A 20,046-nucleotide genomic window follows, 5' to 3' on the forward strand; every position below is an offset into this window, starting at 1 on the left:
GTCCTTAACGCGGCAGGAACACCGGGGGGAGATCGAGCGGGTCCCGCACGACGACCTGGGGTGGGGCGCTGACCGGCCCCAATGCTGTTAAGTTCGACGGCGGCAGCACGGTCATTGGGGGCATCATTGGAGCCGGCACCGGATCACCCGGGACGCCAGGAATTGTCGGCCGTGGCATCTCGGGGAATACATCGTTGAACCCGGTGACAATCGAGTAGTCGCCCACCGTCTTATGAAATGGCAGGCCCACTAGCGGGCCGGAAGCGTCGTCGGTGAAAGACGGCCACGACTGCAACAACGGCACGCCGACCGCGCCGGGTCGGTCACTGTAAATCTCCAGAGCGGGGAAGGTGGTGATGTTCCCGCCCACGTGTGGGCCCGAAGCCGAGGGTGCGATGGCCAGGGTTCCGTTCACGCTGATCGGGATGGCTTTCGCTGGCGCCTCGCCGCCCGGCGAGAAGGGATCGGCGGCGTTGTACTTGATCAGCACCGAACCGTTGCTTTGTTGGGTCGCGGAAATATCCGGTGTACCGACCCGGACCTGTCCGGTATCGGCGTTGACCGACGGGTTCTGGCGGGCCACGATGATGCCGTTGTCGTAGTCGACAAGGATCGACACTCGCGAGCCCTCTGGGTCGACGGTGGGAGAGAAACCTCGGTTGTCCCCGAGGTTGTTGTCGTAGGGCGGCCAACCAAGTTTGGGATCCCAGACGTCGCGGCCGGGAATGAACATGTTGGTCCGGACGACTCCTTGCCCGGGAACGGGTTTGATTCGCCCCACCACGATGTTTGGCGGCACTCCCTGGTTCTTGGGGTCGTAACTGTGCGGGTCGAGGGCGGCGGCGGTATCCCAGTCGCTGCCGCTGACCGGTTCCCGACCGAAGACCTGCTTGAATGCGTCAATCTGGTTGCGACGGCGTTGATCGTCTCCGGGAGCTTCAGGTTTCCCGGGTGCCGGAGTGAGTGGAAGTTCGAGACCGACCGCCTGCAGACGGTCCGCGGCCCCATTGAATCGTCCAATCGCGTCGCGTATCACCCCGCTGGCCTCTTGCAGGCGCCGATGGCCCGCGGTCAGCAATGCGGCTCTGCCCTTGGGGGTGTTCACAATCGGCCAGAGCGCTTTCTTGTCACTTTCCCAACCGGCCTGAACGCCCGCCATCCGGGTGCGCGCATCGGTAGTTGTCGTCGCCGCATCGTTGATGATGCCGGTCGCCGAAACCTGGCTCGCATGCAACCGGTTACGGTTGCCGTCCAGTCGTTTGGACACGTCGCGCGCGGAATCGCTGGCATCACCCGTCCACGCCGGCCACGGCGGCGCCGGGTTCGGGGGCGGCGGCGCCGTAACGGTCGCCGGCTCCCCGGTCCCTAGTAGTTGACGGAGCCCCACCAACGCCGCATCGATGGCCCCAACATCCCTCACTGACGAAACCTAACCCGAAACTGGAACTGGACCAACCGCCCCATCCCCGAGCACTATCTACTGAGACCTCACAACCGTCAGGAGATTCGATGCCAAACCGATTGACCGGCAAGGTCGCCCTCGTCAGCGGCGGAGCCCGCGGCATGGGCGCGTCGCACGTGCGAGCGCTGGTCGCCGAGGGGGCCAAGGTGGTGTTCGGCGACATACTTGACGACGAGGGAAGAGCCGTGGCGGCCGAAGTCGGCGACGCCGCGCGTTACCTCCACCTCGACGTCACCGAGCCCGATCAATGGGCCGCCGCGGTCCAGACCGCCCTGACCGAGTTCGGTGGCCTCGATGTGCTGGTGAACAACGCCGGCATCATCAACGTCGGGATGCTCGAGGACTATGCGTTGTCCGAATGGCAGCGAATCCTGGATGTCAACCTCACCGGTGTGTTCCTGGGCATCCGGGCTGTCGTCAAACCCATGAAAGCCGCTGGCCGCGGGTCCATCATCAATATTTCCTCGATCGAAGGACTCGCCGGCACCATGGGCTGCCACGGCTACACCGCAACCAAGTTCGGCGTGCGGGGTCTGACCAAGTCGGCGGCTCTGGAACTGGGGGTCAACGGAATCCGGGTGAACTCCATCCACCCAGGGCTCATCAAGACACCGATGACCGAATGGGTGCCCGAGGACCTTTTCCAGACCGCCCTGGGCCGTGCGGCCGAGCCCCAGGAGGTGTCCAATCTGGTCGTGTACCTCGCCAGCGATGAGTCGAGCTACTCCACCGGCTCAGAATTCGTTGTTGACGGGGGGTGCGTTGCCGGCCTTGCCCACAAGGACTTCGCCGCCGTCGATGCTGCCCAGGCACCGGAATGGGTGACCTAACCGCGACACTCAAAACGCGTCTGGATCGCGCTGTATGTCGACCGGTACGGGATGGCGGTACAGGCGTGACGCGTTCTCCCAGGTAATCTTGCGAATCACGTCTTGGGGAAGCGCGCCAATCTCTTCATGGATCGTTTGTTGCGTGTGCGGCCAGGTCGAGTCGCAATGCGGGTAGTCGGCTTCCAGCATAATGTTGTCCACACCGATCCGGTCATACTGCATGAAGGACGACTTGTCCTCCACCGCGCAGAACCAGAAGTTACGCGTGAAAACCTCTGCGGGAGTTAAACTCTCGCCCAGAGCTTGCCAGGTGCCATACATCTCGTGGTAACTGAGCATGTGATCGAGGCGATCCAGCAAGCCTGCGACCCAGCCGATTCCGCCCTCGGACAAGCAGATCTTCAGATCGGGAAACCTGCTGGGCAGACCGGAGTACAACCAATCGACCGCCGCCGAGATCGCGTAGGCGAAGAACAGCACACCCTGCACATCCGGCGGCGCGTCCTCGGTGGTGGACGGCGACGAACCCGACGATCCGATGTGAAGATTCACCACCGTGCCGGTTTCCGCGCACGCCGCCATTATTGGATCCCAGTGTCTTGAGTGAATGCTCGGAAACCCCAACATCGCCGGGTTCTCGCTGAATGTGACAGCGTGGAAGCCACGCTCTGCGTTCTCGCGGATCATGGTTGCGCCGAACTCAGGGTCAAGCAGCCACGGCAGCTGGCAGGGAATGATCCGGTCGGGATAGGGCCCAGCCCACGCCTCGATGTGCCAGTCGTTCCACGCGCGCACCGACGCCAAGGCCAGATCGCGGTCCGCGGTCACCTGCTGCAGCCGCTGGCCCGCGAAGCCCGGTAGGAACGAGGGAAAGTTGAGCGAGGCGTAGACGCCGTTGAGGTCCATGTCTTTGACGCGCTCGTGGATATCCCAAGCACCCCTGCGCATTTCATCGAAGCGAACCGGCTCAAAGCCATACTCCGACACCGGTCGCCCCACGACGGCATTGAACCCCACGTTGGGCAAAACCTGACCGTCGTACACCCATGTCTGTCCCCCCTCGTCGGTGTCGACAACCCTGGGCGCACGGTCGGCAAACTTTCGCGGCAAGCGTCCGGTGAAGGTATCCGGGGGTTCAACGATGTGATCGTCGACCGAGATCACCGTGTAGCGGCGTTCCGCCCGGGGCGGATCAGGCAGAAACGTCACCGATCGATCCGCGCCGGTCTTCGCCGTGGTGAAGTTCAGGTTGCCGGCCAGTTCGTCGATCGATTTCATCGGCAAATCTCCTTGCGGTGCAAGCTAATCAGCTGAGGACGTCGGAATCGGCCTTGATTGTCATCCGTGCCGCACCCGCCCAGTACACGTCGGCGGCTCGCTCGACTAGCGATTTCTGCATGCCAGCCATGTCCGACCAGTTCATCTTCACCGGCTCCTTGCCGGTGAGCATGACGTCATAGGCCAGCTTGCATACGCGTTCGATCGATGCCGCCCGGTAGACCGCTTCGGCCAGGTTGCGACCGGTTGCGATGACGCCGTGGTTGGCCAGAATCGTTAGGTTCGCGCGACCAATGTGGGCCGCGAGATCGGCTGCGCGGGACGGGCTGTCGACTTCACCGTCGTAAGCTTCGACCATGCACAGGTCATCAACGAACAGCGATCCGGTCTGATGGAGCAGGTCAGGCAGCCGTCCCAGTGCGGCCAGCACGCATGCGTAGTACGGGTGATTGTGAATAACCACCCGGGCGTCGTCACGGACACGGTGTAGTTCGGTGTGGATGTGTATTGCCGGTGTGACGTCCCAGCGACCGTGGACCACCCGCGCGGCGGCATCCACCACACAGATATCCGACGCGGTGAGTTCGGACCACCACAACCCCCACGGATTGACCAACATGTCAGTCTGTCCATCGAGCTGCCAAGTGATGTGTCCTGCCATGTTCTCTGCGAACCCAATGGCAGCCAGGTGGCGGAAGGCCACAGCGAGAGCCTGCTCATTGGATAGCTCGACTCCGATCGGGGGCACTACGGATGGCGCCCACACTTCGAGGCCGCCTCGGCGTGGGTTAGAAACGTTCATGATTGGCCTCAATCCTTACTCGAAGATCCTCGCGGAGTTGGCCTTTGGCGATCTTTCCGCCGGAAGATCGGGGTAGCTCGTCAACCACGATGAGGCGTTCGGGCAGCAACTCTTTGGAAACGCCCAGTGTCAGCAGATGGTTGATGAGCTCGGGCAAATCGACGCTGCGGGATTCGGCGAGTTCGGCATAGAGGCAAACCTTTTCACCGAACACCGGGTCGGGCATCGCGACCGCGGCCGCAACCCCGATGGCTGGATGGGTTGTGACTGCGTCCTCGACTTGCGCCGCGCTGATGTTCTTGCCGCCGCGCACGATGAAGTCGGATGTCCTGCCGGTGACGCTCAGATAGCCGTCGGCATCGATTTCGCAGAGGTCGCCCATGCGCATCCACCCGTCACCGGTAAACAGCTTGTCGTGGTCGGTGCCGCCGAGATAGCCAAGGCTGGTCGCCGGACCTCGGCACGCAGGCTGGCCACGTCCGGTGTCGGTGACATCGCTGTCGCCGTCGAAGAGCCGAACCCGCATTTCGGGCACGATCCGGCCGGCGGTTTTCAGGCGGCGTTCGCGAGGGTCGTCCAACGTGGTCGCACTGAGCAACCCGGTCTCATTCGATCCGTAGAACTGCAGGATCGTGGCCCCGGTGAGATCCTCGAAGTCGGCGGCCGGCCGATATGGCAGTGCCTCGCCGCCGGTGAAGACGACACGCAGCGAACTCAGGTCGTATTGTCGGCACGCATCGTCAGCCATCAGCATCGTCAATTGTGTACTAACGCAACACAACACGCTGACCTTGCAGTGGGCTACCGCTTCACATGCAGCCCTGGTTGTGAATCGCTCCAGGATCACCGCTGTGGCGCCGAGGTAGATCGGAGTCGTATGCCTGGTCCATATTCCGAAGCCGAATGGCATCGGTATGAGGGGCAGGAACACGTCGTCCGCCGTGAGCAGCCCGTTCGCAACGGCCTTCTGGTGAAAGTAATGCCAACGGTTTTGGGTGTGTACCACGCACTTGGGCAACCCAGTGGTCCCGGAAGTGGAGTTGATTAGAAAGACGTCGTCGGGGCCCAGTTGCGACTCGACCGTTAGTGGCCTGGACTTCGCGTCGACGTCTAGAAATGGCACTCCCCCGTCGAGAGCCAGGACAAGTAGCGGCACTGCGAGGTCGGCGGCTACGCCTCTGGCCGCGTCGCCACGCCGTGCGTCGGTGACCACGATCTTGGGTTGCGCACTGGTGAGTATCTGGCCGGCCTCGCGGGTGCCGGCCCGCGCGCCGATACCGACGGCTACGGCACCACAACGCTCGATGGCAACCAACAGCACGTGCGTGGCGGCGGAGTCGCCGCGCCATACCGCGATCCGATCGCCACGAGTCACCCCAAGTCCGCCCAGCTGCTCAGCTAGAGCGGTTGCCGCACAGTCGAATTCACGCCAAGTCAGCGAGACGCCGGCCGGTTCGACGTAGGCCGCCCGGTCCGGTGAGCGTTCGGCATTACGACGTACCGCATCCGACAGCGTCGCGTCGGACCACCAACCCGCCGCGCGATACCGGGTCGCCTCCTCACGGGTGAATGCCACTGCGTCGAGCGCGCCAGTGTGCATTACCAAATGATAGGGAACAAAGCCGTGGCCCGCCCTTGGGCTGCCCAAACGCCGCATTGGCTGACGCACGTCATTGACATCTGTCAGTGAAATTCGATATGTTACCTGGGTGCCTTTGATGACGTCTGGCACGAAAGCCGGCCCGCCGGGCGTACGGGAAGCCCAACGCCTTCAGACGCGGGCGCGGGTGTTCGATGCCGCGGTGGCCGAGCTGGGGCGAGCCGGACTGGCGGGCGCGGACGTCGGTGCGATCGTCACCGCGGCAGGCGTAGCCCGGGGCACCTTCTATTTTCACTTCCCGACCAAGGAACACGTGCTGGTCGAGCTGGAGCGCGCCGAAGAGGCCAAGATCGTGGCGAAGCTCGCCGCGAGAACGACCCAGCGTGACGATCTGCTGTCAATGCTCACGCTGCTGGTGCGCCACGTGCTCGCCGCCGAGCGGCGATTGGGTCCGGTGATCTTCCGAGACATGTTGGGATTGCATTTCTCCGCGACGCGACCCGTCGAGGATGAGCTGGGTAAGCATCCGCTCGCCGAGTTTGTGATCGCCGCGGTCGCCGACGCGCAGGCCGCCGGGCGAGTTTCTCGGGACGCGGACCCGGGCGAGCTCGGCGTGATCTTTATGACGGGGCTCTTCGCGTTGCTGGCCACCGGCGCGCCCGCGTCCCGGGCGCGGAACGCTCTGCTGGACCGGTACGTCAAGACGGTCGTTCACGGGATGGGGGAACGATGAGCGGAACAGGCATCGAGGGCTACCGCGACTTTCTGGCCCGGCGCGACGGCGACGCCGATCTGTTGCATCGACGCCTGACAAGTCGTGAACAGTTCTTCGCAGCCCTGGATGCGGACCCGGTGCGCTCGACTCACCTGGTCGATCGGCGTGTGTTCATGCGGAACCTGCGCCGCCGCCGGCCTGAGCCCGACGTCGATCCCAAGACGCTGTTCCTATTGGCCACCGCGAAGTTGAACCAAGCGGAGCGATTCGGTGTGGACCTCGGAGACACTTACGGACGCATCGGCGGTGATGACCAGCCGCCCGAGCGGGTGTACCTCGCGCTCGAGGAGCACTATCACACTCGGCTGCTGGCGTACGTGCTCGACATGTTCGGTCTGCCATTCCAAGTGGTGGTCCCCCCGTTCGTGATGCGCCAGTTCGTCAAGATGGAGGTCTTCCTCCCCGAGCGACTCGGGTTTGCGTTCGTGGGCGCGGCGGAAATGGCGGGCTGCATTATGTTTCACGAACTGCGGCGCGTAGGCGTTGCATTGTTCGCCGACGAACCCGACGTTGCCGCCCGGATCGAGCGGCTCTATACCGAAATCCTCACCGACGAGATCGGCCACGTCGGCTACTGCGCGGCGAACTGCACGAAACCCGAACGGGCCCTGATGCGTTGGCTCTGTCCGCGGTTCGGACGACTCGTTGCCCGGCAGACCGCCGAGATCGGCCTGCTCGCCGATCGCGACGAGCTACATGCCCGCCTGGATCGCCCCTTCGATATAGACGAGCTCACCGCCGGCATGCCGAACGAGACGTTTCTCGCCGCACACCCCTGACCGGGTCGACAGGCACCCTCGATCGGGGGGGAACCGGCCGTCTACCTGCACTCCAAGAATCTGTTGAGAATCCTCCAAGGGCGGTCCCCGACCCTTTAGCCGCCAGAAAAACGAACCCTCTTGGCACTCCCATGTTTGGGATCGGTAGCGCGTTGCCGCAGTCCCCTTGCCCCATGGCTGCGAATAGACAGAGAGCCACAAGAAGGAGCGAGCCAGTGAAAACCAAGGTGGTTGTGGTGTCGATCGGGGGGATGGTCGGCCTCATGCTCCTCCTGCACTACTTCACGCTGAGCCGATCCGGCATGCCATCGGGGTGGATGCTCTACCTTGGGCTGCCGATTACCGCGGCCGGCGTGCTGTCTGCGCTGCGGCTCATCCAGCTCGGCGAGGGGTGGGGGCCTGCTACCGGGGCTGGTTCCAGTTCGATCTCCGAACGCCTGCGCGATCTCGAGACCCTACACGGGAGCGGAGCGATCTCGGATACGGAATATGCCGCGCGCCGGCTGCACATCATTTCGGAGGGTTGATGGGTCGCCCAACGATTTATTGAGGATCCTCCAAGTGCGCCCCGGACTCTCGAAGTCACACCAACAAACCGACATCACAGAGGAGTTCGAGGACAACATGGCCATCGTGGAATCGGCGCCGAATCATCACCACTCCTTCCCGTCCTCGTACCACGGCGCCCCTGTACCACCCGCACCGGGCCCGACCGGTCACCTGGAGCGCCCAAGACGGCACCCGTGGGAAATCGGGCTCCTTGTCCTGGTCATCTTGTCCAGCCTCCTGCTCTATATGCTCGCCTTCGCAATCGTGTTGTCGGGTAGGGCCAGCCTGCTGTGGCTTTCAATCCTGGCGACACCGATCGCGCTGTACTTCCTCCGCGGATTGACCTACGGCCAGCAACGGGCCAACGGCGTCAAGATGTCACCGACCCAATTTCCGGAGGGCTATTGGCTCGTCGTCGAGGCAGCCCAACGGTTCGGACTCAGCGAGGTACCCGACGCCTACGTCGTACTGGGCAACGGCCTCATCAACGCGTTCTCCAGCGGGCACGGCTTCCGTCGCTATGTCGTGGTCTACAGCGACCTCTTCGAGATCGGCGGCCAGGCCCGCGATCCCGAAGCCCTCGCGTTCGTCATTGGCCACGAGGTTGGACATATCGCGGCGGGGCACGCGTCCTACTGGCGTCAGCTCAGTCAGCTGGCAATGAAGGTCCCCTTCCTGGGCGCAACGCTGTCGCGGTCGATGGAATACACCGCCGACAATTACGGGTACGCGTTCCGCCCGTCGGGCGCGGGCCGAACTATCGGCGTGCTGAGCGCAGGAAAGTATCTGCTCAGGTCGGTGAGTTTCGATGGCATGGCTGACCGGGCCAGGACCGAGACCGGATTCTTTGTCTGGCTGGCCAACATGCTGTCCTCGCACCCGGTAAACACCTGGCGCGCAGCGGCGCTGCGCAACCGCGCCGTCGCGGGATCACTATTCTTCCGGCCAAAGCAGCTGGCCCCGATCGAGACGCCGCCCTGGCAACCGACCCAGAATGCCGGCTGGATGCGCTGATCCGCAGCGACCGCCTGGACAACTCAATAGTTGGGACGCTCAGGCCAACACGGTTGCGGTGCAAAGGGTTGCGATCCATGCGACGATCAGCAGCTGTACAGTGCGGTCCCGCAACAAGATCTCTTCCGGTTCACCCGCCATGCCGCCGTCGATGTCAACGGCGTAGCGCAGGATCCCCATCGTGAGCGGGATCGCCGATACCGCAAACCATGACACGCCATGCCTGTCTTGCTCGAACGCCCACAGCACGTATACCACCACGATGGCCGTGCCCGACATGCTCCATACGAACCGCAAGTAGGCGCCGCTGTAACTGTCCAGCGATTTGCGGATCTGGGCGCCCGTACGCTCGGCGAGCTGCAGTTCTGCGTAGCGCTTGCCAGCCACCATGAACAGCGCAATAAAGGCGATCACAACGAGAAACCACGGTGGCAGCGGAATTCCAATCGCCACACCACATGCGATTGCTCGGATCAAGTAAGCGGACGCGACGATGCAAATGTCAAGCACCGCTTGGTGTTTGAGGCCAAAACAGTAGCCGAGCTGCATTGCCAGATAAGTCATGACGACCAACGCGAGCGCGGGGACCGTCGCCAACGAGACCGCCAAGGCGGCGCCGGCCAGCGCAACGGCCAGGGTGCAGGCCAGAGCCGGCGAAACCACACCGGCGGCTATTGGACGGGAACATTTGATGGGGTGCTGCCGGTCGGCATCCGCGTCGCGGACATCGTTGATCAGATAAATCGAGGATGCGGCCAGGCAGAACACCACCATTGCGATGCCCGCCTTGTAGAAAACGTCTCGGAAGTCGTGCTCATCCCCGACGGTGGCCAACGATGCACCAACGACCAACACGTTCTTGACCCATTGCCGCGGCCGCAGCGCTTTGATAATGCCCGCCGCCACAGCGGAGGGCGGCCGCATCTCGGATGACAGGCGACTGACCACGACTGTTGATTATGAAGGGATCAGCACATGCGATGTGACGAAACGGCGCCAGTGATCTGCCACCCCTTGAGGCGAATCTTCCAGCACCCAAAGCACAGGTAGCGCACACCGATTACGGCCGCATGACCGCGACAACGCATGGCTCGTGGCGCGTCAATCGGATGTGAGTGGACGTACCCGAACCGTCGTTGCGAGCTCTGACAGGGTGCTCAACCACTCAGTCGATTGGTGCCCAGGCTCCTTGCCAGTATCAATTTTCTGACGAAATTCACGCAGCGTTCGATTGTTCGCGTTAACCCGGTCTTTCATTAGTCGAGAAAACGTCGGAGCTTCCGCCGAGTGAATGCGCCATAGCGGGTTGGTGGAACTGCGCAAGGCCAGCCGAAGAGTTTCCAACCATATGACCGGACCAGCGAATGAATGCAGGATCAAACTTCCGTCTCGAAATCCGATTTCGATCCGGTGCGGAACCGGGCTGTCGCTACCATCGTCGACCGGCCCAACGTCACGGCTGCATTGCACCCGAACCGGAACTCCATCGATCACCCCGCAGAGGCTTGCGAACGGATGTTCCGGTATCGCTGATGGCGGGGGTTCACGCTGAAGACGTGCCGCAGCCAGCGAACCCAAGGCACGTCCGAGAACATCGAACGTGGGGTACGCCGCACGAGGCGCTGTAACGACGGAGGCGTACAACGGTTGGCTCAAGTCACGTCGGCGTCGACATTCATCGACGAACGCGCGCGCCGAGCTGAGCTCTGCGAAGTGGCAATTTACGAAATGAGTTACCTTTGCCGACAGAGCTTCCTGACGCACCTCGCGGAGCACCTCACCGCGTACCGGGTGTTCCATCAGAACGTGAACGCCCCGGTGAATCAGCTGTTTGGTTACTGTTGCTGCCGCCGCCGGTGGAAGCGCGACAATCGCGGCGTCCGCATCATTCGGAATTTCTGCGACGCTCGCCCAGAGGGGAATTTTCTGCCGTGCCGCCAGTCGCGCCGAACGTTCGCTTCCAGCCGCGAGTACGCCGATCAACTCGAATGAGTTATTCAGTTCTTGCAAAGACGGGATGTAGAAGGCGCCGTAATTACTGCCACAGAGAACGACCCTTGTCCTACGTTCGAGCGCGGTCATACCGACTCGTGCAAAGGGGTCCGCATCGGTGAGGCAGCCGCTGGCAACAACAGGCCGGGGGCAATAACCTTCACGACGGGAACGCAGGCACCCGGAAAGTCGCACACCACCGCCAACGGTTCTATCCCGGTTCGCGCGACGACCGCCGTCGCCGCCGCGGCTACCAACTCAGGCAGCGAATCGGTACTCACAACTTGCCACGGAGTCGGCGGCGCCGCAGAAAAGCGCGTTCTCGAGCGCTGAGCGGCGACCGGTTGTACATTCGCGAACCGCTCAAAGAGTGTTGAGGGGATATCCTCGCGAACTCCACTGATCGCGGTAAGTCGCGATTGAGCGGCCTCAGTAATCGATCGCGACAACGCCACCTTAGGGTCGTGGTGTAAACCACTGCCAAAGAATGGCACCCCCAGCTTCGGTGAAATCAACTCAACGGCGAAGCAGAAGTAGCCGCTCCACAAGTCGAGGCGGGCGATTCGCAATTCATTACCGGACCTATACACCTTGTCAACTAGGTCGGCGCACTCCGCGCCACCGACATCGTCGGCCCGCACTTCCCACATCGTCGAATCCGCGACAGCCGCGCCCAGGCAGTACCGTTCCATGATTTCGTACAGGCCGTGCAGCGCCGCCTCGTAGTAGCTATTGCCCGATGCCAGACCTTGGGTGTGCATTGTGAACATCGGCGGTCCCCAACTCTCGCTGACCGCAACGCTCACCGTGACCGCCGCCGACGGCACCCACGTCCGGCGGCCGGTCAGCAGGGTTGTCGCGATCATCCAGTCGAGCTTGGCGCGGGAGTGATAGAAGCTGCCGGGCGGGCGGTCGAGTACAGCGGGATCGTAGGTCAACGCCGAGATTAAATCGTCGGTAGCCGTAAACCGTAAGTCGGGAACGGCATTTTCGCCGTGCCAGTATTCGAGCGATTCCATCACGGCCGACACCTGAGCGGCGCGATAGTTGCTGGCTTTTCCCTGACTCACCGACACCGTCAGCGACGCCGGCCGCACCACCTGCACCGTGGGAATACCGATCTCGTCCAGCCAGGTGATGTCGGCGATCCGGGTGATGCCGGCCGGTCCAAGCAGCGGCTGTACAGCCTGCCAAGTCGCCTCGGGGCTAACGGTGCGGTGGGTGCCTTGATGGTGGCGAATTACAGCGGGATCACCTGAGCCAAGCGAACGAGCCGGCCAATGAGACCAATCCGGGCCGAACTGCTCCGCCGTGCGGGACGCACACGAATCCAGCATACGAATATCTTCTTCAGAAAATCAGCGGTGGGGAACCCGCAATCAGCTGCGAGTTCCCCACCGTCGTGTGGTCTGAACTGACCCGCGTATCACTCCATCGAAAAACAGAGAGCGACAACTTGAAGCTCGCCTTCGATCTCGCCGTCAGTCATGCCGAAAAGCATGTCGTGGGACATAGGTCACCTCCTCTCGGCGTACTGATATAGGCGGTAGCGGGGTCTTCCGCCCAGACCGCTATCCTGCATGATTTGCCGACCGCGCGTTAGCCACCGAATGGCGTAACGGGCTGTCCCCCAATCGGGGGACCGGATCCGCCGCCTCGATGCCAGTGATCAGCCGCGCGGGAGGCGAATCTTCCAGCGCACGAAGCTGAGATAGAAGACGCTGATTACGGCCAGCATGGCCATGTCGAACCACCACGCGCCGGCCGTGTGCCGCCAGTGCGAATCCTTCGGAGTCAATGGGCCGGGCACCAATTTGATCAGGTCGACGGTGGAGGCCGACGCCGCGAAACCCCATCTCGCGGGTGTGGCCCACGACATTTGGTCCAGTCCCATACGTCCCGTCACCGGGATCATGCCGCCCGAGAACACCAGCTGCGACATGACCGCGACCACGAGCAGGGGCATGATCTGTTCGTTGGACTTGGCAATGGCGGACAGCGCCAACCCCAGCATCGCGGACGCGACACAGGTTGCGGCGACGTCGACGAACAGCTCCAGACCCGGCTTGCCCAATGCCACTGCGCCCTGGGTTGGGCCGCCCTTGCCGACCAGCACGATGATGGTCACGATCGCCGATTGGACGACCGCGAACACCGTGTAGACGCAGACCTTCGCACATAGGTACGCGCTGGTGGACAGGCCCACCGCCTGTTCTCGCCGGAAGATGGCCCGCTCGCCGATGAGATCGCGGATCGTCAGCGCGGTCCCCATGAAGACCGCACCGACATTGAGCAGCACCAGAATCTGGCCGGGCTCGTTGGGGGCGTTACCCATTGGGTTCGGGAAACCGAAGCCGACGTCGCCTGGTACCGACATCGACAACGACCCCATGATGAACGGCAACAGCGCAAGGAAGATGAAGTAGCCCCGGTCGGAGATGATCAACCGCAGCTGCCGCCTGCCGATCGTGGAGAACTGCCGGAACAAGCTCGTGTGCGACGGATCGCCGAGCTCGGCGGGTTGCTCTGGTGGCGGCGCTGGCGGAGGCGGACCCGTCTGGGCCAAGTATCGAGCCTTGGCCCCGTCCGGGTCGTCGGCAACGGTACTGAAGATGTCGGCCCAGTTCGTCGTTCCCATGGCCGGGCCGATCTGGCTCGGCGGTCCGCAGAACGCGGTCTTGCCCCCGGGTGCCAGCAGCAGAACCTGATCGCATACATCCAGGTAGGTCAGCGAGTGGGTGACCACGAGCACCACACGCCCAGCGTCGGCCAACTGCCGCAGCATGGTCATGACCTGTCGGTCCAGCGCGGGATCCAGACCGGATGTCGGCTCATCGAGGATCAGCAGCGACGGCCCGGTGAGCAGCTCCAAGGCGACCGACGCGCGTTTGCGCTGACCACCCGATAGCTTGTCGACACGCGTTTCGAGGTGCTTGCTCATCTCGAGTTCCTCCAGCACCCGAGCGACCACCTGTTCGCGATCGTCCTTCGTGGTGTCCGGCGGCAGCCGCAATTCGGCGGCATACATCAGCGCCTGCTTCACGGTGAGCTGACCATGCACCACGTCGTCCTGCGGCACCATGCCGATCCTGCTGCGCAGCGAGGCATATTCGGCGTGCACGTTGTGGCCTTCGAACGCCACCGTGCCGCTCGTCGGGTGTGTGTAGCCGGCCACCAACCTGGCGAAGGTCGACTTGCCAGCGCCCGACGGGCCGATCACGGCGGTCAGCATTCCGGGGCGTGCGGTCAACGAGATGTTGTCCAGCAGCGTCTTGTTGCCCTCGATCGTCCACGTCACCCCGCGCACATCAAGGCCGCCGGTACGGGTTTCCAGCAGAGTCTCTTCGCGACGCGACAGAGTGCCGTTGCTGAAAATAAGGTCGATGTTGCCGATGGTGACCACATCGCCGTCGTGCAGCATCGCCGAGTCGACCCGGGTGCCGTTGACGAAGGTGCCGTTGATGCTGCGGTTGTCGCGGATCTCGGTGCCGCCAGGCGTCGGCACGAGGCTGGCGTGATGCCGTGATGCGAGCACCTCGGGAATGACGATGTCGTTGTCATCGGCCCGGCCGATCTTGATTGAGCCCGGCGGCAACTCCCCTACGCCCTTGCCCGGCCGCAGGATCTTCATCATCGACGTTGCGACATTTCCCGCAGCGGTGCCGCCGCGGGGAGCCACGGGAGGCGCCGGGGATATCGCGGGACCGGACGGCGGGGATGCCCCGGCTGGTGGCCGGTAAATCTGTGGTGCTTGATGCGGGCCGGTTTGCGGGCGGACCGGCTGCGGCCCCGACGGGAATCGCGGCTGCGGTCCGCTTGGCTGGGCGCCGGGCATCCGCGCGGTCGATGGCGGCGGCGGCTGGCCGTGGCCGTACGCCCCGGTCTGCGGCGGGCCATGGGTCGGGACTGGTCCACTCGGCCGGGGCGGTATTGGCATAGCCGTCGTCTGCGGGGGACGCCCGGCCGAACCCTGGTGGCGCCCGACCTCGAAATCCAGCGCGGGACCATCCGGGTTGCCGATATTGACTCGCTGGCCGTCCTGAATGTCAACGACCGGCACCCTATGGCCGTGGACGTACAACCCATTGAGGCTGCCGTTGTCGATGGCTATCCATCGGCCCTGGTCGAAACGCAGCAGCAGGTGTACTCGGGAGATCAGCGGATCGGCGACGCGGACATCCGCCCGCAGGTCACGTCCAATGACAACATCATGGCCTGCCGCGAAAGTGCGTTCGGCTCCGGCATACCGCACGGTCAGCGCAGGCGGGGCGGCTGTTTGGGTCATCAGGACCAACTGTATCGGCACGGGCTCCAATACACGCTAGGACGTCGCCATGTATTAACGTGCCCAAGTCACGAAGCGGACTTGCCGTTTGTCACAAACACCTGTCACGGCCAACCGTTGCCTCTGCGGATTTCCTCGCGGCATTCACGCCGCGTCTGGCCGGTCTGCTGCATGCACACGCGTATCGGTGACTCCTGCTCGCTGGGAAGCGGCGCCTCGGTCGGCTCGGCCGTAGCGGTTACCGTCGGACTGGCTACGGTGCCCTCGGTCAGCGACCAGATCGTGGTGTTGGTGCCCTGCAGCGTCGAGCAGTAGGCGGTCGCTCCGGTCTTTGTGGTCCCGATGCTGCCCAGCGGGGAACAGGCGGCACCGATAGCGACGACCGGGATGTCGACCGTGGACGCGGTTGTCGACGTGTCGGCGGCCCCAGAAGTAGATGCGGCGGTCGGCGCGGTCGTCGCGGGCGATGCGGTCGTAGGGGTCGCCGAGGCGGTGGCTGTCGCACCTGTGGTCCTGGTCGGCGAAGCGGGTGCGGCGTGCTCGTCGTCGGCACGCTGGAACTCACGCAATGCCACTGCAACGGCAATGACCAGCAGCATCGCGAGCAGTGCGGGTACGATGACGGCGGGCCGCACCAGCGAACGGTTGGCAGGAGGAGCCGGCGCCGCGGCAGGCAGGGAGGGACTCGTGCCGTCGGGATCAGCACCGCCGCCCAAGTGATGGCCCAACGCCCGCGCGAAATCGATGCACCGCAGGTAGCGGTCCTTGGGGTTCTTGGCAAGTGCCATGGCGAATACCGGGTCGAGCTGCGCCAGGCCGGGACGGCGATCGCCGATGGCCGGCGGCGAGGCGCCGAGGTGCTGACTGATCACCACGGCCGGGTTCGAGTGCTGGAAGGGCGGCGAGCCGGTCAGCAGTTGGAACGCCGTCGCCGCCAGTGCGTACTGGTCGGCCCGCCCATCGAGGTCGTCGCCCATGAGCTGTTCTGGAGCCGCGTACGACACGGTGCCCACCGTCATGTTGGTGGCGGTCAACCCGCTCGATTCACCCACCCAGCCGGCGATCCCGAAGTCTGCCAACATGATTCGGCGATCCGGAGAATCGGGCCGGCCGATAAGGATATTGGCGGGCTTGACATCGCGGTGCAGCAGCTTGCGTTCGTGAGCGTAGTCCAATGCTTCGGCCACCGCGGTGACGATCTCGGCGACCTCGGGGCCGGGCATCCCGTTGGGATACCGCTCGTGGAGCAATTGCACGGCGTCGGTGCCGTCGACGAAGTCCATGTCGATCCACAGCTGGCCGTCGAGCTCACCCCGGTCATGCACGGCAACGATGTGCGGGTGCCACAGCGACGCGGCGGCGTCGGCTTCGCGGTTGAACCGTTCCCGGTATTCACGATCCGCTGATACCTCGGCCCGCAGGATCTTGAGCGCGTCCTGCCGGGGCAGTCTCGGATGCTGGGCTAGGTAGACCTCACCCATCCCACCGGACCCCAACTGCCGGATAATGGTGAAGCCTGCGAACGTCGAACCTTCCGCGAGCGACATAGCCGCAGCTTAGCCGGCCGGACGGGCGCGAATGCGCATACGGTGTCCTATCCGGTTTTTGATCACAAGACAAGGGGAACCCCCAGTCCATGCACGACACCGACGGTGCGTTCCGCGACGACATACCCATCGCCGATGCCGTAGACCAACAGCGCCCTACCTCCGACCTGTCGTCCGAAGAGGAGGACGAAGGCACACCGCCCGAGGGTGACGTGCCGTTGGAGACGACTGCTGCCGATTGGCAGGAACAGCGGGAACCGGTCCCGATCGACCAGGAGCTGGAGGAATTCGACGACCGCGAGAGCTAAAAGTGGAGCGCCGTCGCGGAAATCCGCTGGTAAGCGGCCTTATTCGGCTCATCCGGCTGCTGCTGTGACGGGCTCGTCGTATCCAGCAGTGACCTCTTTGACAAATTCGCCGATGTATTTAATCGCTCGCCTCCCTTCGGGCAAGACATCGGCCGCCAACGGGAAGTCGTGAATTTGTCCGTCCCAAAGATGTAGATCACACCGGATTCCCGCCGCTTCCAGGCGTTTCGCCATGAGCTCGGCGTCCGGGAGCAATAACTCGTCGGAACTTGCGTGGATAGCGACCGGCGGCAACTCGGACAGGTCGGCATCTACCGGTGAGATAATCGGACCCGGCGAATTTCCTCGTTCCTGCAGAAGCCGGACCTCGCTGAGATATCGCGTAAACATCGACAATGCTCCGCCAGTGAACATCGAGCACTTGTTTGCGTTGGGGTGCTTGAGTTTTCGGGTGGGATCCGCATCTGTGAATGGCGAGACGGCCGCAATTCCGGCCGGCTTGGCGACGCGATTCTGGATAGCGGAGAGTGTGGCCATGAACGCCAGGTATCCCCCAGCCGAATCGCCTGCAGCAACGACCCGATCATCGTCATACCCGTGATCTTTCAGCCAGGTGAGCCCGCTGATTGCATCGTCGATCGCCTCGGTTATCTGATGGGCCGGCAGCTTTCGATATCCAATGTTGAGCACGCCGGCTTCGGCCGCCTTCGACAAGCGACCCACCAGTGAACGGTGCGTGTTGAGGCCGCAGGTCAGGAATGCGCCGCCGTGCAGGTAAAGGATGGCTCGGGTCGGGGATACCCCGGCCGCACAAACCCATTCGGCAGTGCAGTGCTCAAGGCGTACTGGTTCGATTTTCACCGCGGACCTGAAACGTGGCAGCAAACCGACAAACCCGTCGACGTATTCGAATGGCCAGCGTAAGTTCGGCTGGACGGCCCATGCGCGCACGGCATTCTTGACTATCAGGCGGCTGGCCAACGAGACTGCACGGGATTGCGCGCTCCGACGGTGGTGCATTCGCCGCTCAATCGCCTTGTCGGGCAACCAGTGATCGGGATACTCCTCCGTAACCATTTGCGATCAACTCCTAATGATGCTCGTCGAATACCCTGGCCGGTGGACGCCAAACGTGGCGCGGCTCACGCCGCATTTGTAGGGTTCGTCACGTTTGTGCGACGGGACAGTGGGTATACCGAGCAAAAATATGTGTCGTCGCGTGATCGGGATCTGGACAGGCGCTATTTGACGGTCAGCGTGATGCCGTTGAACACGCCATTTCCGGGCGGTTCGTCGATAACGGGCACGCGGTGCAACCAAGAAATAGGCGCGGCCAGTCGCGGCGGGCCATCGAGCACGTACAGCGGGGCCTTATTGCGTTACGGGTTGTAGCGAAAGTGGCAGGATGACAACGTTGAAGCTGCCGGGACCCGCCAGCGCCGACAGGTGGTCGGCGAAGGTGACGGCGAGGTTGAGATGGCCGTTGAATGCGCGGGCGATGCCGTTGTTGGCAATGACGATCGCAAGGTTCCCATAGCTAAGGCCCCCGGTTTGGTCGCCGGCCAGGGCTGAGTTGGCTCCCCCGACGACGACAGCGATGTTGGCCGTGCCGTTCGCGCCGGCTACCACCGCGTTGTTGGCGTCGCCGACGACGGTGGCGACATTGACGAAATTCAGCACGCTATGACCGCGGGCTTCGACACTGGTGTTGCCGGAGCCGACGACGGTGGCAACACCGCCAATGTTGAGCCCGCCGGTGCCGGCTGCGACGGTGTTGTTGTCGCCGACTGCGGTGGCGACGGTGGCGATGTTGCCGCCCACGCCGCCAGCGCTTGCCCCAACACCGTTGCCCGCGCCGATGGCCGTGGCGGCGGTGGCGATGTTGCCCACGCCGGTAGCAGTGGCCGCGGCGGAATTGTGGCCGCTGTAGACGATGGCTTGGGTGACGATATTGCCCGCGCCGTTCGCTACCGCTGTGGCCGAGTTGTTGTCACTGAACAACACGGTCGCGCCGGTAGCGACGTTGCCGCCTAGGCCGACCGCGCGGGCCGAAACAGTGGTGTTGTCGCTGCCGAACACGGTGGCCAGGGTGGCGATATTGCCTCCAGCGCCGCCGGCCTCGGCCAGCACTCCACTGTTGCCGTCTCCGATCGCGATGGCCACGGTAGCAATGTTTTCCGCCCCGAACACGTCGGCGGTCACCGAGTTGTTGTTACCGATCGCCGTGGCGACGGTAGGGACATTGCCGATGCCGGTCGCGGTGGTTTTGACCGCATTGCCGTCACCGAATGCGGTTCCCAAGGTTGCGATATTGCCGCCCACACCCACCGCCCTGGCCACAGCCGCGGTGTTGTTGTTGCCGTACACCGTGCCCAGGGTCGCGATGTTGCCGCCCACACCCCCGGCCTCGACCAGACCACCGGTGTTGCCGTCACCGATCACGGTCCCCAACGTGGCTATGTTGTCCAGGCCGAACGCGCTGACTTTCATCTCATTGCCGCTGCCGATCACGGTCGAGGCAGTGGGTAGATTGTTGAGGCCGGTAGCGCTGGCCGTGGCGATATTGTTGTCGCCGAACGCATTAGCCAAGGTGGCAATATTGGCACCAGCACCGCCCGCCGCGGCGCTGACTTGACTGTTGCTGTCGCCGATCGCGGTGGCGATGGTGGCGATGTTGCCGCCGACACCGGTTGCGCTGGCGGCTATCCCATTGTTGTTACCGCCCGCGGTCGCGAACGTGGCGATGTTATCCACGCCAAACACATTGACTTCCGCCGAGTTCTTGTCACCGATGGCGGTAGCAACATTCGCGATATTGCCCGAGC

Annotated in this window: 16 protein-coding genes; 6 read left to right on the forward strand and 10 right to left on the reverse strand. The window is 63.4% G+C overall.

Going from position 1 to position 20,046, the window contains the following annotated elements:
- Nucleotides 1–4: 4 nt before the first annotated feature.
- Nucleotides 5–1,420, reverse strand: coding sequence for a hypothetical protein (locus MSIMFI_RS00255; RefSeq protein WP_191495686.1), 1,416 nt, complete (start codon nucleotides 1,418–1,420; stop codon nucleotides 5–7).
- Between the two features lie 89 nt (nucleotides 1,421–1,509).
- Here MSIMFI_RS00255 and MSIMFI_RS00260 point away from each other — a divergent pair, with 89 nt between their 5' ends.
- Nucleotides 1,510–2,292 carry an SDR family oxidoreductase gene (locus tag MSIMFI_RS00260; protein ID WP_191495687.1) on the forward strand — a complete coding sequence of 261 codons (783 nt, stop codon included), beginning with the start codon at nucleotides 1,510–1,512 and terminating at the stop codon, nucleotides 2,290–2,292.
- Nucleotides 2,293–2,301: 9 nt separating this feature from the next.
- On the opposite strand, the gene MSIMFI_RS00265 is transcribed toward MSIMFI_RS00260, so the two are convergent.
- Genes MSIMFI_RS00265 through MSIMFI_RS00275 form a run of 3 tightly spaced genes read right to left on the reverse strand, consistent with a single transcriptional unit; the run spans nucleotide 2,302 to nucleotide 5,972 of the window.
- Nucleotides 2,302–3,570 carry an amidohydrolase family protein gene (locus MSIMFI_RS00265; RefSeq protein ID WP_191495688.1) on the reverse strand — a complete coding sequence of 423 codons (1,269 nt, stop codon included), beginning with the start codon at nucleotides 3,568–3,570 and terminating at the stop codon, nucleotides 2,302–2,304.
- Nucleotides 3,571–3,598: 28 nt separating this feature from the next.
- On the reverse strand, nucleotides 3,599–4,372 hold the full coding sequence (locus tag MSIMFI_RS00270) for a class II aldolase/adducin family protein (protein WP_191495689.1): 774 nt from the start codon (nucleotides 4,370–4,372) through the stop codon (nucleotides 3,599–3,601).
- A complete protein-coding gene (locus tag MSIMFI_RS00275; protein WP_191495690.1) occupies nucleotides 4,359–5,972 on the reverse strand; it encodes a class I adenylate-forming enzyme family protein in 1,614 nt (537 codons plus the stop codon). Before MSIMFI_RS00275 ends, MSIMFI_RS00270 begins: the two co-directional genes overlap by 14 nt.
- A 118-nt stretch (nucleotides 5,973–6,090) precedes the next feature.
- On the opposite strand from MSIMFI_RS00275, the gene MSIMFI_RS00280 reads away from it, so the two are divergent.
- The 4 genes from MSIMFI_RS00280 (at nucleotide 6,091) to MSIMFI_RS00295 (ending at nucleotide 9,089) form a co-directional block, all read left to right on the forward strand.
- Nucleotides 6,091–6,705: a TetR family transcriptional regulator gene (locus MSIMFI_RS00280; RefSeq protein WP_191495691.1), complete on the forward strand. Its 615-nt coding sequence runs from the start codon at nucleotides 6,091–6,093 to the stop codon at nucleotides 6,703–6,705.
- Entirely contained in the window at nucleotides 6,702–7,526 is an 825-nt protein-coding gene (locus MSIMFI_RS00285) for a hypothetical protein (protein ID WP_191495692.1), read from the forward strand. Before MSIMFI_RS00280 ends, MSIMFI_RS00285 begins: the two co-directional genes overlap by 4 nt.
- 215 nt (nucleotides 7,527–7,741) lie before the next feature.
- Nucleotides 7,742–8,053: a hypothetical protein gene (locus MSIMFI_RS00290; protein ID WP_191495693.1), complete on the forward strand. Its 312-nt coding sequence runs from the start codon at nucleotides 7,742–7,744 to the stop codon at nucleotides 8,051–8,053.
- Nucleotides 8,054–8,150: 97 nt separating this feature from the next.
- Entirely contained in the window at nucleotides 8,151–9,089 is a 939-nt protein-coding gene (locus MSIMFI_RS00295; RefSeq protein ID WP_191495713.1) for a M48 family metallopeptidase, read from the forward strand.
- Nucleotides 9,090–9,128: 39 nt separating this feature from the next.
- Here MSIMFI_RS00295 and MSIMFI_RS00300 read toward each other — a convergent pair whose 3' ends face one another.
- The 5 genes from MSIMFI_RS00300 to MSIMFI_RS00320 all read right to left on the reverse strand — a co-directional run bounded on the left by MSIMFI_RS00300 (nucleotide 9,129) and on the right by MSIMFI_RS00320 (nucleotide 16,913).
- Complete coding sequence (locus MSIMFI_RS00300) at nucleotides 9,129–10,013, reverse strand: decaprenyl-phosphate phosphoribosyltransferase (protein ID WP_191495714.1); 885 nt, start codon at nucleotides 10,011–10,013, stop codon at nucleotides 9,129–9,131.
- A gap of 177 nt (nucleotides 10,014–10,190) precedes the next feature.
- Nucleotides 10,191–11,171, reverse strand: coding sequence for a Gfo/Idh/MocA family oxidoreductase (locus tag MSIMFI_RS00305; protein WP_191495694.1), 981 nt, complete (start codon nucleotides 11,169–11,171; stop codon nucleotides 10,191–10,193).
- A complete protein-coding gene (locus MSIMFI_RS00310) occupies nucleotides 11,168–12,418 on the reverse strand; it encodes a YcaO-like family protein (protein ID WP_191495695.1) in 1,251 nt (416 codons plus the stop codon). The genes MSIMFI_RS00305 and MSIMFI_RS00310 overlap by 4 nt, the downstream gene beginning before the upstream one ends.
- Nucleotides 12,419–12,750: 332 nt before the next feature.
- A complete protein-coding gene (locus MSIMFI_RS00315; RefSeq protein WP_191495696.1) occupies nucleotides 12,751–15,366 on the reverse strand; it encodes an FHA domain-containing protein in 2,616 nt (871 codons plus the stop codon).
- Nucleotides 15,367–15,470: 104 nt separating this feature from the next.
- Nucleotides 15,471–16,913: a serine/threonine-protein kinase gene (locus MSIMFI_RS00320; protein WP_191495697.1), complete on the reverse strand. Its 1,443-nt coding sequence runs from the start codon at nucleotides 16,911–16,913 to the stop codon at nucleotides 15,471–15,473.
- 89 nt (nucleotides 16,914–17,002) lie between these two features.
- Between MSIMFI_RS00320 and MSIMFI_RS00325 the strand changes: the two genes are divergently transcribed.
- Complete coding sequence (locus MSIMFI_RS00325; protein WP_191495698.1) at nucleotides 17,003–17,221, forward strand: hypothetical protein; 219 nt, start codon at nucleotides 17,003–17,005, stop codon at nucleotides 17,219–17,221.
- Between the two features lie 48 nt (nucleotides 17,222–17,269).
- On the opposite strand, the gene MSIMFI_RS00330 is transcribed toward MSIMFI_RS00325, so the two are convergent.
- Entirely contained in the window at nucleotides 17,270–18,298 is a 1,029-nt protein-coding gene (locus MSIMFI_RS00330; RefSeq protein ID WP_224770015.1) for an alpha/beta hydrolase, read from the reverse strand.
- Between the last annotated feature and the right edge of the window lie 1,748 nt (nucleotides 18,299–20,046).

The sequence above is a fragment of the Mycobacterium simulans genome (assembly GCF_900232995.1).
Classification (GTDB): domain Bacteria; phylum Actinomycetota; class Actinomycetes; order Mycobacteriales; family Mycobacteriaceae; genus Mycobacterium; species Mycobacterium simulans.

What these genes read in the sequence shown, in the direction of transcription:
- MSIMFI_RS00285 (WP_191495692.1), top strand. Translation starts at nt 6,702, where the DNA reads ATGAGCGGAACAGGCATCGAGGGCTACCGCGACTTTCTGGCCCGGCGC.
- MSIMFI_RS00280 (WP_191495691.1), top strand. Translation starts at nt 6,091, where the DNA reads ATGACGTCTGGCACGAAAGCCGGCCCGCCGGGCGTACGGGAAGCCCAA.
- MSIMFI_RS00275 (WP_191495690.1), bottom strand. Translation starts at nt 5,972, where the DNA reads ATGCACACTGGCGCGCTCGACGCAGTGGCATTCACCCGTGAGGAGGCG.
- MSIMFI_RS00315 (WP_191495696.1), bottom strand. Translation starts at nt 15,366, where the DNA reads ATGACCCAAACAGCCGCCCCGCCTGCGCTGACCGTGCGGTATGCCGGA.
- MSIMFI_RS00300 (WP_191495714.1), bottom strand. Translation starts at nt 10,013, where the DNA reads ATGCGGCCGCCCTCCGCTGTGGCGGCGGGCATTATCAAAGCGCTGCGG.
- MSIMFI_RS00305 (WP_191495694.1), bottom strand. Translation starts at nt 11,171, where the DNA reads ATGACCGCGCTCGAACGTAGGACAAGGGTCGTTCTCTGTGGCAGTAAT.
- MSIMFI_RS00295 (WP_191495713.1), top strand. Translation starts at nt 8,151, where the DNA reads ATGGCCATCGTGGAATCGGCGCCGAATCATCACCACTCCTTCCCGTCC.
- MSIMFI_RS00260 (WP_191495687.1), top strand. Translation starts at nt 1,510, where the DNA reads ATGCCAAACCGATTGACCGGCAAGGTCGCCCTCGTCAGCGGCGGAGCC.
- MSIMFI_RS00310 (WP_191495695.1), bottom strand. Translation starts at nt 12,418, where the DNA reads ATGCTGGATTCGTGTGCGTCCCGCACGGCGGAGCAGTTCGGCCCGGAT.
- MSIMFI_RS00320 (WP_191495697.1), bottom strand. Translation starts at nt 16,913, where the DNA reads ATGTCGCTCGCGGAAGGTTCGACGTTCGCAGGCTTCACCATTATCCGG.
- MSIMFI_RS00265 (WP_191495688.1), bottom strand. Translation starts at nt 3,570, where the DNA reads ATGAAATCGATCGACGAACTGGCCGGCAACCTGAACTTCACCACGGCG.
- MSIMFI_RS00270 (WP_191495689.1), bottom strand. Translation starts at nt 4,372, where the DNA reads ATGAACGTTTCTAACCCACGCCGAGGCGGCCTCGAAGTGTGGGCGCCA.
- MSIMFI_RS00325 (WP_191495698.1), top strand. Translation starts at nt 17,003, where the DNA reads ATGCACGACACCGACGGTGCGTTCCGCGACGACATACCCATCGCCGAT.
- MSIMFI_RS00330 (WP_224770015.1), bottom strand. Translation starts at nt 18,298, where the DNA reads ATGGTTACGGAGGAGTATCCCGATCACTGGTTGCCCGACAAGGCGATT.